At 52.9% G+C, this 15,460-nt stretch carries 17 protein-coding genes; 4 read left to right on the top strand and 13 right to left on the bottom strand.

The features are described from left to right. Positions 1-17: 17 nt before the first annotated feature. The 10 genes from ABHF33_RS12975 to ABHF33_RS12930 all read right to left on the bottom strand — a co-directional run bounded on the left by ABHF33_RS12975 (position 18) and on the right by ABHF33_RS12930 (position 7,296). Positions 18-428 carry a hypothetical protein gene (locus tag ABHF33_RS12975; RefSeq protein WP_348944344.1) on the bottom strand — a complete coding sequence of 137 codons (411 nt, stop codon included), beginning with the start codon at positions 426-428 and terminating at the stop codon, positions 18-20. A 168-nt stretch (positions 429-596) separates the two neighbouring features. Further along, positions 597-1,265: a MarC family NAAT transporter gene (locus ABHF33_RS12970; RefSeq protein ID WP_348944343.1), complete on the bottom strand. Its 669-nt coding sequence runs from the start codon at positions 1,263-1,265 to the stop codon at positions 597-599. Positions 1,266-1,381: 116 nt separating this feature from the next. After that, positions 1,382-1,816: a BLUF domain-containing protein gene (locus ABHF33_RS12965; RefSeq protein ID WP_348944342.1), complete on the bottom strand. Its 435-nt coding sequence runs from the start codon at positions 1,814-1,816 to the stop codon at positions 1,382-1,384. Positions 1,817-1,954: 138 nt separating this feature from the next. Beyond that, positions 1,955-2,611 (bottom strand): adenylate kinase, encoded by a 657-nt coding sequence (gene adk / locus ABHF33_RS12960; RefSeq protein WP_348944341.1) that lies wholly within the window; start codon positions 2,609-2,611, stop codon positions 1,955-1,957. A 139-nt stretch (positions 2,612-2,750) separates the two neighbouring features. Further along, positions 2,751-3,524, bottom strand: coding sequence for a 3-deoxy-manno-octulosonate cytidylyltransferase (kdsB, locus tag ABHF33_RS12955; protein ID WP_348944340.1), 774 nt, complete (start codon positions 3,522-3,524; stop codon positions 2,751-2,753). Between the two features lie 27 nt (positions 3,525-3,551). Next, entirely contained in the window at positions 3,552-3,731 is a 180-nt protein-coding gene (locus tag ABHF33_RS12950; RefSeq protein WP_157670058.1) for a Trm112 family protein, read from the bottom strand. A gap of 3 nt (positions 3,732-3,734) precedes the next feature. Then, on the bottom strand, positions 3,735-4,817 hold the full coding sequence (gene lpxK / locus ABHF33_RS12945) for a tetraacyldisaccharide 4'-kinase (RefSeq protein ID WP_348944339.1): 1,083 nt from the start codon (positions 4,815-4,817) through the stop codon (positions 3,735-3,737). Positions 4,818-5,410: 593 nt separating this feature from the next. Further along, positions 5,411-6,040 (bottom strand): hypothetical protein, encoded by a 630-nt coding sequence (locus ABHF33_RS12940; protein WP_348944338.1) that lies wholly within the window; start codon positions 6,038-6,040, stop codon positions 5,411-5,413. 65 nt (positions 6,041-6,105) lie between these two features. Next, on the bottom strand, positions 6,106-6,525 hold the full coding sequence (locus ABHF33_RS12935) for an ExbD/TolR family protein (RefSeq protein WP_348944337.1): 420 nt from the start codon (positions 6,523-6,525) through the stop codon (positions 6,106-6,108). A 159-nt stretch (positions 6,526-6,684) separates the two neighbouring features. After that, positions 6,685-7,296 carry a MotA/TolQ/ExbB proton channel family protein gene (locus ABHF33_RS12930; RefSeq protein WP_348944336.1) on the bottom strand — a complete coding sequence of 204 codons (612 nt, stop codon included), beginning with the start codon at positions 7,294-7,296 and terminating at the stop codon, positions 6,685-6,687. A 395-nt stretch (positions 7,297-7,691) separates the two neighbouring features. Between ABHF33_RS12930 and xseA the strand changes: the two genes are divergently transcribed. Next, complete coding sequence (gene xseA, locus ABHF33_RS12925) at positions 7,692-9,017, top strand: exodeoxyribonuclease VII large subunit (protein WP_348944335.1); 1,326 nt, start codon at positions 7,692-7,694, stop codon at positions 9,015-9,017. A 100-nt stretch (positions 9,018-9,117) separates the two neighbouring features. On the opposite strand, the gene ABHF33_RS12920 is transcribed toward xseA, so the two are convergent. Then, positions 9,118-9,324: a hypothetical protein gene (locus ABHF33_RS12920; RefSeq protein WP_157670064.1), complete on the bottom strand. Its 207-nt coding sequence runs from the start codon at positions 9,322-9,324 to the stop codon at positions 9,118-9,120. 337 nt (positions 9,325-9,661) lie between these two features. On the opposite strand from ABHF33_RS12920, the gene purB reads away from it, so the two are divergent. The 3 genes from purB to hisC all read left to right on the top strand — a co-directional run bounded on the left by purB (position 9,662) and on the right by hisC (position 13,866). Beyond that, entirely contained in the window at positions 9,662-11,032 is a 1,371-nt protein-coding gene (gene purB / locus ABHF33_RS12915) for an adenylosuccinate lyase (protein WP_348944334.1), read from the top strand. A gap of 98 nt (positions 11,033-11,130) precedes the next feature. After that, positions 11,131-12,591, top strand: a complete 1,461-nt coding sequence (locus ABHF33_RS12910; protein ID WP_348944333.1) for a YdgA family protein — start codon at positions 11,131-11,133, stop codon at positions 12,589-12,591. A gap of 204 nt (positions 12,592-12,795) precedes the next feature. Continuing rightward, positions 12,796-13,866, top strand: coding sequence for a histidinol-phosphate transaminase (hisC, locus tag ABHF33_RS12905; protein ID WP_348944332.1), 1,071 nt, complete (start codon positions 12,796-12,798; stop codon positions 13,864-13,866). 60 nt (positions 13,867-13,926) lie between these two features. Here the strand turns inward: hisC and ABHF33_RS12900 are convergent, their stop codons facing one another. Together ABHF33_RS12900 and ABHF33_RS12895 are read right to left on the bottom strand one after the other, a co-directional pair. Then, complete coding sequence (locus ABHF33_RS12900; RefSeq protein ID WP_348944331.1) at positions 13,927-14,436, bottom strand: bifunctional adenosylcobinamide kinase/adenosylcobinamide-phosphate guanylyltransferase; 510 nt, start codon at positions 14,434-14,436, stop codon at positions 13,927-13,929. A gap of 78 nt (positions 14,437-14,514) precedes the next feature. Beyond that, the gene (locus tag ABHF33_RS12895) at positions 14,515-15,417 is read right to left on the bottom strand and encodes a DMT family transporter (protein WP_348944330.1); all 903 of its coding nucleotides are present in this window, start codon (positions 15,415-15,417) and stop codon (positions 14,515-14,517) included. Positions 15,418-15,460 lie beyond the last annotated feature (43 nt).

Below are 15,460 nucleotides of genomic sequence, written 5' to 3'. Positions count from 1 at the left end.
TTTTTTTCATGTTATTCTTAGTCTTCCTGTGTTTTCGACAGGCGTTTAAACACTTTCCATTCAACAAATATCAACACGAAGCAAAGAAATATCCAAAGAAAAGGATTTCTTTTTTCCACATCAAAACGAGCACGCTTTGGCTCTTCAGATAAATATCGAATATATATAGACTTTCCCGACTTCATCTCCTCAAGAACTTCTTCAGGAATTATCTTATTCATTTTTATAATTTGATCATCTTGAGTTTTAAATTCAACTTCAGCTGAATATGTATGTTGCTCTGAAGTCTTTAGACCCATTCTTTCCTTAGTTACGATCCTATCCTCATATGAGCCAATCGGCTCTATCCGAGCAAGCCTCCCGGTTTTTTCGAATTTAGCATTATCTAAAATTGCATTTACCGCAACACTCAATAAAAATGCAACCATGATATAAACCATAATTCTCAGAGACCACATAAAAACATCCAAAATAATAAAATAAATTTTATTGTACCTAACAACCACTGTAAATTACATTGCCCATCAAAAACAAGCAACTAAAAAGATACACTACCCAATTGAGCTTTGACAGCCAATTTCGCTATGATTGATTGATCACTTTGCCAGGGGCCAGAAGGCAGGGTCGTGTAGCAGATTGCCGATGCCGTTAATCACAAACTGTACGCCAATGCAGATCAGCAAAAAGCCCATAATGCGCGAGATGGCGTTAATGCCGTCTTCGCCGAGCAAGCGGTACAGCTTGGTCGAAGCGCGTAGCGTCAACCATGAAATATACGCCACCAGCAAAATGCCGCACACCACGGTGATATAGCCCAGCCACACGGGCAAAGCCGTTTGTGTGTGCACCCCTGTCGACATTGAAATCACCACGGCAATCGAGCCGGGGCCGGAAAGCGATGGCATCGCCAGCGGGGTAAATGAAATATCGCGCTTGCTATTGTTCGGCGCATTACTCGCGTCGTGCGGCTCGCCAAACAACATATCAAAACCAAAATAGCTCACGATAAGACCACCGGCGATACGCAGGCCAGGAATCGAGATATTGAAAAAATCCATAATCAAGGCGCCAGCGAGCAGGAAAGTCACCAAGATTCCCGCCATATAAATACACGCGCGTTTCACCTGGCTGTCGCGCTCGGCAGCGGATAAATGCGCCGCCATGCCGGGCAAGATCGAGACGGTGATCAATGGATTGGTAATCGGTAGCAAAGCCGAGATGGTCGCCAACACGGTGGCGAAGATTTCAAAGATGACTTTTTCCATGGGTATTGCCCCACTAGATTTGACTGGATTGAGCTACAGCATCATACGGCAAGGGGTATGAAGGGCTCAATGCTGAAATTAACGATTGCTTTTGCTGGCGGATGATCACGGGCGCTTTATTCAAGCGCCTGATCATGGCTGATCTGCAAAAAAGCAAACATGGTGTTTTGCAGCTCCGGGTTGTCGTCCAGCGCTTCAACCATCAGCGCCAGCGTGGTCAGCTCGGCAAAATCCTGGCGAATATGCGGGTAGATAAAATCATAATCGCGAAAAAACATCGTCCAATTGGGAAAGCGCCGCGCCATCAGCACGTCTTCACTGATGAGCTCAACATTTTCATGGCGCTGATCGCGCTCGATGCGGCCAAATACGGCGCGCACCATCTCGGGCTCACCTTCGATGTATTGCAGGAAAAACCCTTGCTGATACAGCAGCAAGCCGGTGATGTTGTTGTGGGCATTGCGCACCTGACACTCGCGCATTAATTGCATGCGCATGTCTTCGGTCAGGTGCTTTTTTGAATGGCTGATATAAGTAAGACCCAGGTACATGGCGACCTCCGCTGTTTCTCCTTTTTAGCCAGAAAAGCACTAAAAATCAGCTATTTCTACGGCCTGCGCCCTCAGTTGTGCGAATAAAAAAAACCGCATCACTGGATGCGGTTTTTTGAGCACTGCCGACAAAAACGATTAAGCGCCCAGCGCTTTCAGTGTTTCGTCGCGTACGGCTTCAACAGCTTGGGTACCGTCGATTTTGATGTATTTCGGTGCATTTGCAGCGCCAGACGCGGCCATTTTGCCGTAGAAGCCCACCAGTACTTCGGTTTGCTCATGGTAAACGCCCAGGCGTTTCAGTACCACTTCTTCTTTGTCGTCGTCGCGCTGGATCAAGTCTTCACCGGTTTCGTCGTCTTTACCTTCTACTTTCGGCGGATTGTATTTGACGTGGTAAGTACGGCCTGAAGCCACGTGCACACGGCGGCCTGCCATGCGATCAACGATGTTCGCGTCCGGTACGTCAATTTCAACCACGTAGTCGATGTCCACACCCGCTGCGATCATCGCTTCAGCTTGTGGAATCGTGCGCGGGAAACCGTCAAACAGGAAACCATTGGCCGCATCCGGCTGAGCAATGCGCTCTTTCACCAGGCCGATGATGATGTCATCGCGCACCAAACCGCCCGCATCCATAATCGCTTTCGCTTCCAGACCCAGCGGCGTGCCTGCTTTCACTGCTGCGCGCAGCATGTCACCCGTCGAGATTTGTGGAATATTGAATTTTTCGCGGATGTAGTTAGCTTGAGTGCCTTTACCAGCGCCTGGTGCGCCCAGAAGGATTAATCGCATTGCTTGTTCCCCATCGTGTCATAAAAAATAAGTTTAAAACCCAAAGTTCCCCTGCTTGGCGGCCTCGCCTTGCCTGAAAACTTTTGTCTATCTACTTAAAACCGTGATCTGCTGCTGTTTTAATTGTATTTTTGCTTCATCACGCCTGCGCAAATACCGCACGCACGCGCGCTAAATCTTCGGGCGTATCGACGCCCGCCGCGGGTGCTTGTGCCGCGCGGTAAACGCCGATTTTATAGCCATGCCAGAGCACCCGTAGCTGCTCAAGCTTTTCAATGTCTTCTAATCTGGATGCTGCCAGCTGGGCGTAGGCGCGCAAAAAGCCTGCCCTATAGGCGTATAGGCCGATATGCCTTTGTGCATCTAGCTGGGCGGGCAATACCCAGTCTTCATCGCTATTGTCATCGGCAAAAGAATCGCGATCCCACGGAATCGGCGCGCGGCTAAAATACATCGCCTCGGCGGCGGCATTGCATACCACTTTAACCACATTGGGGTTAAAGAAGTCTTCGGCGTTATCAATAGAGTGGCTAGCGGTCGCCATCGCCAGCGCTGGATTGGCCGCCAGTTGCGCCGCAACGGCATCAATCAGCGCCGGGTCAATCAGCGGCTCGTCGCCTTGCACATTGACCACAATCGCCTCGTCGGGTAATTGCAGCAATTCAACCATTTCGGCCAAACGATCGGTGCCCGATGGATGGTCGGCACGCGTCAACTGGCCTTGGTAGCCCGCTTGCGTCACGGCATCGAGCACGGCCTGCTCATCGGTTGCCACCACCACCTGCGCGGCCTGCGATTTCAGCGCCTGCTCAACGACGCGCACCACCATAGGCTGGCCGCCAATATCAGCCAGCGGTTTATTCGGTAAGCGGGTCGATTTAAGGCGGGCGGGGATAATGGCGATGAAACTCATGGGCGGCGATCTCGGGGGCGGGTAGAGTTAAACTTCTTCATCGGCAGCCAGTTGGCGCGCTTCGCTTTCCAACATCACCGGAATACCGTCCTTGATCGGATACGCCAGACGGGCACCTTTGCTAATCAGCTCTTGCGTCGCCTTGTTGTAGACCAGGGGGCCTTTGCATACCGGGCAGACTAAAATCTCGAGCAATTTGGCGTCCATGATTTACCTTTTTGAGTTCAATGCTTTCAAATGAATATCAATGCGCTGCGCCAGGTCGGGTGAAATCACCGCCTGAACCGGCAAAACCCAGATTCTACCACCCCATGCGCGCTCAGTGTCAGCCGCGCTGAGCAGCGCAGCAATTTTCACCGCGTCTTTTTCAGTGACAATGATCTCGCCAACGGCGGGCAAATCGGCCAACGTAAACGCATGATGATCGGGGAAAACATGCTCAAGATAGCTAAAACCTAACTCCGATAATGTGTTGAAAAAGCGTTGCGGATTGCCGATGCCGACCACCGCATGCAAGGATGCGGCAAAATCAGCCGCAGTGCGGGTATCGTGCACATCGTCGAGCCGATAGCAGCGCTCGGCCAGTAGCTGCATTTGATGGTGTGACACATACTCACCACTGTATTGCGCCACAGGCAAATCATTATCTAACCCAGCGGGCAATACCCCATTAATCACCACCGCATTCACCGTAGCCAGCCGCGCCACACCTTCGCGCAATGGCCCGGCGGGCAAACGCAAGCCATTGCCGAGGCCACGCGTTGCATCGACGACACAAATCTCAAAATCGCGCGCTAGCGCATAGTGCTGCAAACCATCATCACACAGCAACACATCCACCGCCGGATACGCCGTCAGCAGCGCCCTACCCGCCTCGGCACGGCGGCGGGCGACAAATACCGGCACATCCAGATCAGCCAGTGAGCGGCGCATCAACAGCGGCTCATCGCCCACCTCGCGCGGCAAACTATCTATCTCAACCGCGCGCGCCGCACCGTTATCATCCACACGCCCATACCCGCGCGAAATAATCCCCACCCGCCAGCCGAGCTCGCTCAAGCGCCGCGCCAGCGCAATCGTCAACGGCGTTTTGCCGGTGCCACCCGCCGTGATGTTGCCCACCACGATCACTGGTACTGACAATCGGCTGGATTTTTTAATTCCAAGTTTGAATAGCGCGGCATTGAGCGCGGCCAGCGCGGTGAAAATGAAGGACAGCGGCCAGAGCAGCAGCGCCCCCAGCGAAAGGCGGCGGCGATACCAGATACGGTGGATGAGGGATTCGAGGTTCATAGCTGTTTGTGTTTTCGCTTAAGCGATCTTCATGTTTTTAGTGCCTTCGGCACGTTGATTTACAGTCGCAATCCGCGACGAGGACTCACTTTCTTTGCTTCGCCAAAGAAAGTAAGCAAAGAAAGGCGACCCCCGCCTGCGGCCCTCCGGGCTTCCCTCAGTCGGTCGCGAGCCAAACGAAACACTGTTTGTCTCACTCCACTCCCTCGGCGATGGGCGACAGGGGATTAAAAGCCCCAGACCACAAAGAGCGACCTAAATAAGCATGGGTATATCGTTAAAGCACAGCATCATAATGGCATACAGAGCAACACCAAGGCATGTATATACCACCATCGTCGGTCTGCACCGTTCCCCCTGCGTCAGCGCCGAGCGAGGAAGAAGCGGCAAGGGGTTGCGGCGGGCTCTGTTTTGTTAAAGCCCGCCGCCTTGCCGATTATCCGCAGCGAGGGCATCCCGCGTAGCGGGACGCAGATGCGGGGTCGCCTTTCTTTGCTGACTTTCTTTGGCGAAGCAAAGAAAGTGAGTGCCGCGGCGCATAGCCGCCAATCCCGGCTCATTGCCTCGACTCACGTTGGGCTGCGTGCATGCGATTAAAAGTAATCAGGGCGGCGTAGCTTCTCTATCTCGGAAATAAAGGCGTCAGATATGTTATTTAAAAGGTTGGCCATAGCCTCCAAGCTCTGCATCTCAATTGTTTTCGCACTACTCCTACCACTCGAATCATCATGAAAATGAAACTTATGTGCAAACTCTAAATTGCCATGACATAGATCGTTTCTTAATTTAACAATACCAACGGGCTTATCATTTGAATTAAGTTTTTTTCCAGTAGCATCATTGATATTTTTATCAAACTCGATTGCATCATTACAATGCAAATCAAAATAGTCATTCCCAACGAGTTTCAAAACTGTAATATCGACACCAAGCTCACCGACTTTTCTTATTAGGAAGTTATTAATATTCCCTTTACTTAATTTAGCAATAGTTCCATCATCATCGAAATCATTAAGAAGATACCTCAACCCAGATTCAACGCCAGTAATAAAACAAAGGCATGCCGCTAAATACAGATGATTATCCATGCATTTTTTTGCTTGCTTCGGAAATGTGCGAATTTCTGCACCGAGGCTGAGAGGCCCTGCGCCTGTAATAACCAATTGAAGCAACTCTAACTGCTCAAGATTTGTTTGATGTTCATTCACATTGAGGCCTTTCATGACATTTTCTGAATACTCTTAGCAAATGAAAACGGCGCCTAAGCGCCGTTTTCACATCAATCCAATCACTTCCCAGTCGTCTGCGTCGCAAACGTCAACTTCCCATACCCTGCCGTTCTGGCCGCTTCCATCACATTCACCACCGCCTGATGGCTAGACTGTGCGTCGGCGTTAATCACAATCATCGGCTCAGCGTTATTTCCCGCAGCGCGGCGTAGCTGGACGGAAAAATCATCCGGGCTGGAGAAAACAGTGGTTTCGCCGTTGATCGCATATTGGCCATTGGCCGAAATGGCAACCTGAATGGTCTGTGGCTGCTCGACCTGTTTTTCCGCGTCGGCCGTTGGCAGATTGATTTTCAGCTCGGCAAATTTGGAATACGTGGTGGTGGCCATCAGAAAAATCAAAATCACCAGCAAAACGTCGATCAGCGGGATAAAGTTGATTTCGGGTTCGACGCGTTCGCGCCCTTTACGAAATTTCATTGCTATTTTGCCTTCTCATTGCCTTCTTATTCGAAGCAGAAAACGAGCGAAAAGACCAAAGACAAGGAACAAAATAGGCGAGACACCGGAATTTACTGAAGTAAATGAGGATGTCGAGCCTGTTTTGTGACGCAGTATTTGGCCTTTGCAGCCGTTTTCTCAGTGGTGGCGCTCGCCGTGAACGACTTCGACGAGTTTAATCGCCTGCTGCTCCATCTCCACCACAAAATCATCAACGCGGCTGGCAAAGTAGCGGTAGAACATCAGTGCAGGCACAGCCACGATAATGCCAAAGGCGGTGTTGTACAGCGCAATCGAGATACCATGCGCCAGCGCGGCCGGGTTGCCGCCGCCAGTGGGCGATTGCGAGCCGAAAATTTCGATCATCCCGATCACGGTACCAAACAGCCCCAGCAGCGGCGTCACTGCGGCCAGCGTACCCAGGGTAGACAGATAGCGGTTCAGATCGTGTGCGACTGCGCTGCCGGTTTCTTCGATTGACTCTTTCATGATTTCGCGTGAGCTTTTCACGTTTTTCAGGCCCGCAGCCAGTACGCGGCCCAGCGGGCTATTAGCCGCCAGTTTGTTCAGTCCCTCGGCATTGACGCCCTGGGCGCGATATTCCTGTACCACTTTGGCGAGCAGGCCGGTCGGCAACACTTGGGATTTACGCAGCGACAGCAAGCGCTCGATGATGATGGTTACAGTGGCGACAGAGGCGGCGATAATCAGCCAAATCGGCCAGCCAGCAGCCTGGATGATGGCGTACATAGTGGTTTGAACCTTAGGTGAAAAGTGAATCTGAAGTCTTTCGCGAAAACCGCGTAACTTTAGCCGCTATTTGCAGCCGGGGGAAGAGGTTATGATTACGCCGGACAGGCCAAGCAACAGATTGGCAGCCACAAAATGTTTTCGGTCATACAACTGTGGATAACTTTGTGAGCAAGTGCGTAAAACCCGGCTAAAGACGGCATAAATGCTGCATATAATCAGTTTTTACCGGCTTATAGCGAAAATATATTATCTATTACTTTCAACAACTTAAATCGTTTTTATCAACTACAACTTTCAATCATGCCCACGCAGGGCTTAGAAGCTGGATTTTGTGGATTACTCAAGGTGTTTTCGGCGTGAATCTTGATTTGTCAAGCCCCTCAAAAGCTGTAGTGTCTGTCACACAACTGAATCGTGATGTGAGATTGTTGCTGGAAACCGGCTTTCCCAGCTTGTGGGTGGCCGGGGAAATCTCCAATTTCAAGCGTTATGAGTCGGGTCACTGCTACTTCAGCCTGAAGGACGCCAATGCACAGGTGCGCTGCGTGATGTTTCGTGGCCGGGCGGCGCTGCTCGATTTTGCGCCGCGCGAAGGCTTGCAGGTGGAAGTGCGCGCTGTGGTGTCGCTGTACGAAGCGCGCGGCGATTTTCAGCTGACCATTGAGGCGATGCGTTTGGCTGGCCAAGGGGCTTTGTTCGAGCGTTTTGAAGCATTGAAAAAGCAGCTGGCCGCCGAGGGGCTGTTTGCCGCCGAGCGCAAGCAGGCGCTGCCGCATTTTCCGCGCCGGATCGGCATTGTCACCTCGCCCGCTGCGGCTGCGCTGCGCGATGTGCTCACCACGCTGGCCCGCCGCATGCCTAATATCGAAGTCATTCTGTATCCCACCGCCGTGCAAGGCGCCGATGCGGCCAAGCAGATTGTGCGTGCGATTGTGCAAGCGGCCAGCCGCAATGAGGTAGACGCGCTGATTATTTGCCGTGGCGGCGGCAGCCTAGAAGATTTGTGGTCGTTTAACGAAGAAATCGTCGCCCGTGCAATTGCCGCCTGCCCGATTCCAACCGTGAGTGGTGTTGGCCACGAAACCGATTTTACGATGGCCGATTTTGTCGCTGACGTTCGCGCGCCAACGCCAACGGCGGCAGCCGAGCTGGTTAGCCCCAATCGCAGCGAATTATTGCAGCGCCTGCAGCAGCTAAAACAGCGGCAAAGCCGGGTATTGCAGCAGCAGTTGCAACAACGCATGCAGCAGCTGGACCAGCTGGCGCGGCGGCTGATTCATCCGGGACAAAGATTGAGCCAGCAAAAAATCGAGCTGGGCAATCAGGCGCGCCGTTTGCAGCAATGTCTGCGCTTTAGCCAGCAGCAACGTGCGCAGGCTTTGTCGCGACGAGCGCTGCAACTGCAGCATGTGCGCCCACAAGTGGCGCAACTATTGCCCTTGCTGCAGCAAAAGCAGCAGTGTTTGCACAGAGCCATGCAGCGCAAGCTAGAGCAAGAGCAGCAATACCTCAAACAGGCGCAGCTACAGCTCAGCCCGTGGGACCCACAACAGGTGCTATCGCGCGGCTACGCGCTGGTGAGCCGCCCCAATGGCGAGCTAGTACGCAGCGCGCTGGACGTGCGCGCAGGCGATGCGCTGAACATCCGTTTTGCCGACGAGAAGATTAGCGTTGAAGTGCGCCAGGGGATTATCCAGCAGCCCGAGCTGGGCTTGTAAAAGAAGGGGGTATTGCCCGCTAAAATAGATCGGCCAAAGAAAAAGGCGACATACCTTGCTGGGTATATCGCCTTGACTGGCCTTCACTGCTGCTGGCTATTCACACTGCCGAATCGGCCCCTTTGGCTGATTCGGCATAGCGCTCGGTTGGGCTACTCGAGAAGTGAAAGACCACCGCATTGGCAAACATCGGATCGAAACCTTTTTCGATCATGATTTCCACAATCGATTGCGCCTGACAGCCGCGCTGCAGGTTTTCGATAATCCAGTCCTGCCATTCGGGGGTGATTTGGGTAAAACCGCTCATTGCAATACGCCTCTCCATCCATTGTCTTGCGGATCACCACGGTACATTATCGACTCAAGGCCAACAGAACCGGGCGTGTTCGCCTCGTCGCCCTGTTGATCCGGGTCGCGAGCACTTTGTAAGGTGTCCACATTATTCATGTGAAAAGAGCCCTTGTCACTCTTTCTTACACGCAAAAGCCCAGATTCGTCACGAACGTCACAAGCCTTTTGCCACAATGCTAAAAAGACTAGTCGATCTGTGGTGATCGTGATAGGCAATCAGCCAAGTCAGTCACAAACGGCTGTGCTAGAATCTCGCCTTTGATTGATTTAAGACCTACGGACGGGTTGGCATTATGGAACTTTCAGCACTGACCGCGCTTTCGCCGCTAGACGGCCGCTACGAAAAACAATTGGCCGATTTGCGCGCCCATTTCAGTGAATACGCGCTGATTAAAAATCGCGTTACCGTCGAAGTGGCCTGGCTCAAAGCGCTGGCCAGCGAAGCTGCGCTGGGTGAAATCAAACCATTCTCGGCCGCGACGATTGCCGAGCTGGACGCCGTGGTTGCGCAATTCAGTACCGAACACGCGCTGGAAGTGAAAACCATTGAGCGCACGACCAACCACGACGTGAAAGCGGTTGAATACTGGCTGAAAGAACGTCTGTCGGGCAATGCCGAAGTCTCTGCTGCGAGTGAATTTATCCACTTCGCTTGTACATCCGAAGACATCAACAATCTGTCGCACGCCCTGATGCTCAAAGGCGCGCGTGAAGGCGTGATGCTGCCAAAACTGGCTGAAATCATCACCAAACTGAAAGAACTCGCGCACGAATTGGCCGACGCGCCAATGATGAGCCGCACGCACGGCCAGCCAGCCACGCCAACGACGATGGGCAAGGAAATGGCCAACGTCGCTTTCCGTCTGGAGCGCCAGCTGAGCCGTATCGCCAATGTTGAATTGCTCGGCAAAATCAACGGCGCCGTAGGTAACTACAACGCGCACTTGTCGGCGTATCCGGAACTCGATTGGGAAGGCTTCTGCCGCCGCTTTGTTGAAAGCCTCGGCATTACCTTTAATCCATACACGATCCAGATCGAGCCGCATGACTACATGAGCGAGCTGTACGACGACTTCGCGCGTGCAAACACGATTCTGATCGACATGAATCGCGATATCTGGGGTTATATCTCTCTGGGCTTCTTCAAACAGAAAGTAAACAAAAACGAAGTGGGCTCTTCAACGATGCCACACAAAGTAAACCCGATCGACTTCGAAAATTCCGAAGGCAACTTGGGTATTGCTAACGCAGTATTGTTCCACTTGAGCCAGAAACTGCCGGTATCGCGCTGGCAGCGTGACCTGACCGATTCAACCGTACTGCGCAATATGGGCGTTGGCTTGGGTTACTCATTGCTTGGGTTTGTAGCGGCGCTCAAAGGCCTGAACAAACTGATGGCCAATCGCGACGCGATGATGGCGGATCTGAACAATAACTGGGAAGTATTGGCCGAGCCGATCCAGACCGTGATGCGTCGTTACGGCGTGCCTAATCCGTACGAGCAATTGAAAGAATTGACGCGCGGTAAAACCGGCATCAGCAAAGAAGCGCTGGCGGTGTTTATCGATGGCTTGGAAATCCCACAAGACGCGAAAGATCGCCTCAAAGCATTGACGCCAAGCAGCTACCTTGGCACCGCAGAGGAACTTGCTCGCCGGATCTGAGTCCCGAGCAAATAATCACAGGCGCTTCGGCGCCTGTTTTTACGTCGATCAGATATAATCAACGACGGTAAAACGACTATTCAATTTGGAGTTTCACGGTGAAACGTAAAGTAATCGCTGGCAGCGCACTCGGCCTGATTGTTCTGGCTACAGGCTACTTGGGTGGCAGCTATTATGCCGGGCAAGCCGTTGAGCAAACTATGCTCAAGCAGCACGAGTGGATTAGCAAGCTGCCCTACTTTATCGTTAAATCGCACAGCTACCAGCGCAACTGGCTGAGCTCGACCGAAGTGACCACGCTGCAGGTCAACCCCGAGCTGTATCGCTTTTTGCTGGAAAAAGAAGGCGAAAAGCTGCAGACGTTTGAAGTCACCTACACCAATCATATCCAGCACGGGCCGCTGCCTTTGTTGCTGCGCTTTAATCCGCTGCCGTACAAAGCAGTGGTGAGTACCGAATTCAAATATTCGGCCGATACCGAGAAGTTTCTGGCCAAATTCTTTGGTGAGCAAAAACCGATCACCATTGAAAACCGCATCGCGTTTAACGACGATGGCGTGATGAAAATCAACGTACCCAGCTTTGATTACGAAGAAGCGCTTTCTGGCGTAAAAGCCAAATGGCAAGGGCTGGACGCCACGCTCTCGTATGGCGGCGATTTTAACCGCGTCCAGTTTGAAGCCAGCGTGCCCGGTCTGTCGGGTCAGGCCAAGGAAAAAGGTTCGTTTGCTCTGCAGGGGCTAAGCGTCAGCCTGAATCAGAGCAAAGGGGCCAATGGCATTATGATCGGCACCAATACGGCCAAAGTTGCGCAGTTTGACCTGGATATGCAGGAAGGCAATCCGCTGAAGCTCAAACTGGAAAATCTGGTTTATCAAGGTAAAGTGAATGAAGATGGCCAGTTTATCAACGGCAGCGCCCAGCTGGATCTGAGCAAGCTGCTGCTCAATGACAAACCTTACGGCCCGGCGGTCATGATTGCCGAAGCCAACCACCTGCATGGCAAAACGCTGGCCAAAATCAGCGATGAAATTACGCTGCTGCAAAAACAGAAGCTCAACCGCGAGCAGCTAACCGAGGCGCTGAGCAAGCTGGCCAAGGAGCATGGCTTGCCTTTGCTGCAAAATGACCCTGAATTTGCCATCAAAAAGCTCGAAGTGAAGCTGCCGGACGGCAAAATCCACTTTGCCGGCTCGGTGGGGCTAAAAGGTTTTGTCGAGGCCGATCTGGACAAACCGGTTTCTCTGGTGAGCAAGCTCGATGCGCAAGCCGATTTTGCCATTCCGCGCAAAGTCGTCGAAACGCTGGTGATGTGGCAGGCGCGCAATATGTTTGCTGGTGCCGAGGAAGGCCAGATCAATCATGAAGACATTGATTTTCTGGCCAGCCAGTTTGTCGAAGGCCAGATTAATAAACTGTCCGATCAGAACCTGATCCGTGTAGAGGGTGATCTGCTGTCGGCCAAGGCCTCATTGAAAGGCGGCAAATTTATTCTGAACGACATCGCCGTACCGCTGCCTTGGGATCAGGAGCAGGATCTACCCGCGGCAGCAGAGTAAGTGGGTGGCCAATAGTCTTCAGACAAGGTGCTGAGCTAAAGACGGTACATCGGTACATAAGGAGTACGACAAGGCGAAGTAGCGATGCATGAGAACTTTTGCTTCAGCACTTAAAGCGGCTATTTTTCGCCCAATCTCCCCATAAGACAGGCGCTCTTGATAAAATCGGTCTTTGCCCCGATCAACTCACCAAAGATCATTGCCATGAGCCGTTTCTGGAGCCCTGTCGTACACACACTCACCCCGTACACCCCGGGTGAGCAGCCCAAGATCACCAATCTGATCAAACTCAACACCAATGAAAACCCGTACGGCCCATCGCCCAAAGCGATTGCGGCCATGCAGGCGGCGGTGAATGATCATTTGCGCCTCTACCCCGATCCAAATGGCGACGTACTCAAGGACGCGATTGCGCACTATCACCGCGAGCATGCGCTGACCCGCGCTCATGTTTTTGTTGGCAATAGCTCGGATGAAGTGCTGGCGCACACTTTCCAGGCGCTGCTTAAGCACGAAAAACCCCTGCTATTCCCAGACATCAGCTACAGCTTTTACCCGGTTTACTGCGGCCTATACGGCATTGACTATCGCACGGTGCCGCTGAACGCCGCGTTTGAAATCAACACGGCCGATTACATCGGCGGTGGCGCGATTATTTTCCCTAATCCCAACGCACCCACCGGCATTTTGCTGCCGCTCGCGCAGATTGAAGCGCTACTGCAAGCGCATCCCGATCAGGTGCTGGTGGTCGATGAAGCGTATGTCGACTTCAGCGACAGTCGCGGGGACAGCGCCATCAGCCTGATCCAGCGCTACGACAATCTGTTGGTCGTGCAAACGCTGTCCAAATCACGCTCGCTCGCTGGCCTGCGCGTTGGCTTTGCCGTGGGTCATCCCGACCTGATCGCGGGCTTGGAGCGCGTTAAAAACAGCTTCAATTCCTACCCGCTTGATCGCGTAGCGCTGGCCGGTGCAGTAGCTGCCTTTGAAGATGAGGGGTATTTCTCGCAAACCTGCGCAGCAATTAACACCAGCCGCGATACCCTGACCGGGCATCTCGTTGAACTGGGCTTTGAAGTCTTGCCATCCAAAGCCAATTTCATTTTCGCCCGCCACCCGCAGCACGATGCCGCCACTCTGGCGCAAGGTCTGCGCGAACGCGCCATACTGGTTCGCCACTTTAAAGCGCCACGGATCGAGCAATTCCTGCGCATTTCGATCGGCACAGACGCGGAATGCGCGGCGCTGGTTGTTGCTTTAAAAGAACTGATTTAATAAAGTCGGCAGGTATTGCCCTATAGCTCAATTGAATCAATAGCTACAGAGCAATACCCCCTACTTCACCTTCAGCGGTAAGCCTGCCACCATCAGCACCACTTCTTCTGCCTCAGCGGCGATGTGCTGCATAAAGCTGCCGTGCAGGTCGACAAAATGGCGGCCCATTTGGGTTTCGGCGTGCAGGCTCCAGCCGATTTCATTGCCCACAGCGATGACAGTCTGGGCGGTGACAGCGGTCAATTCTGCCCAGCGTTTTTTGGCCTCGATCAGCGTGGCGTCTCTGTTGTAGTTGCAATCGGTAAACAGATTGGTCAGCCACAAGGTAATGCAGTCGAGCACGATCACCTCACCATCAAAACCGTGCGCGGCCAGATCGGTGTCTTGCTCAAGATTGATCCAGCGCTCGTCACGCGCGCTTTTATGCCGCGCGATTCGCTCGGCAAAATCGTCATCCCACACCCGCGAGGTGGCCAGATAGGCCGGACGAGCGGACAGGGCCAGCGCCCAGTTTTCGGCGTAGCGGCTTTTGCCGCTTTTTTGTGCGCCGGTGACGACAATCAGCTTCATATTATTAATTCCTTCCAGTGCATTTTGACCTGTAATCTCTCACACGCGGCGACAAAACAGCTCAAATACCCTACCCCTCTATTTCCTGCTAGGCAAGCCCAGGCCGTGCTCAGCGAAGTATACCCCAAGCAAGATCATCGCTGCACCCGATGCGCCGACCAGGGTAATACGCTCGTCCAGAATCACCACGGCGGTGAGCATGGTCACCATCGGAATCAGGTAGATGTAGTTGCTGGCTTTGACCGCGCCAATAATGCCGACGGCTTTATTCCAGGCCACATAACACAGGGCCGAGGCGACGATGCCCAAAAACAGCATATTGCCGCCTTGCAGCGGATCGAGCCACAGGGATAAATCGAGGCGATAGTGCATCAGCCAAGCGGCGGGCAACAAGGTGAGAATGCCGTAGAAAAAGATTTGCCGCGTCAGATACAGATAACCATAGCGTTGCCCTGCCCGTTTGAGCAGCAGGCAGTACACCGCCCAGGCCGCCCCGGCAGACAGCGCCAGAATATCGCCCAGCGGATTGAGCTGCAAAATCACGCTGCCGTTGAACATCACCAACGCTACGCCTGCCAGCGCAATCAGCGAGCCAATAATCAGGCGCTGGCTGAGCTTTTCGTCGTGCGTGGTGAAATGGGCAAAAAAGGCCGTCAGCAAAGGCGCGGACGAAACCAGCAAGCCCACGCTGGAGGCTTGCGTATATTGCAATGCGATGTTTTCGGTCAGGAAATACAGCGTGACGCCAAACAGGCCAAGGCCGAAAAAATACAGCTCTTCACGCCAGTTTGGCCGTTTGAAAACCGGCTGCATCAGCAACAAGAGCAGATAGGCCAGCACAAAGCGATCAAGGGCAATTTCCACCGGGCTGCGCCATTGCAGCAGGATTTTGGTCGATACAAAGGTAATGCCCCAAACCAGCACACAGAACAGCACCAGCAAATGGCCCAGCAAGCGGGCGTCTTTGAACTTCGAAGTCATGCTTTTCAACCAATCGCAATACGGGGCGTTTCAGGATACGGGA

The sequence above is a fragment of the Chitinibacter sp. FCG-7 genome, assembly GCF_040047665.1.
GTDB classification, from domain to species: Bacteria; Pseudomonadota; Gammaproteobacteria; order Burkholderiales; family Chitinibacteraceae; genus Chitinibacter; species Chitinibacter mangrovi.
This window is presented reverse-complemented; position numbering and strand designations above follow the sequence as displayed.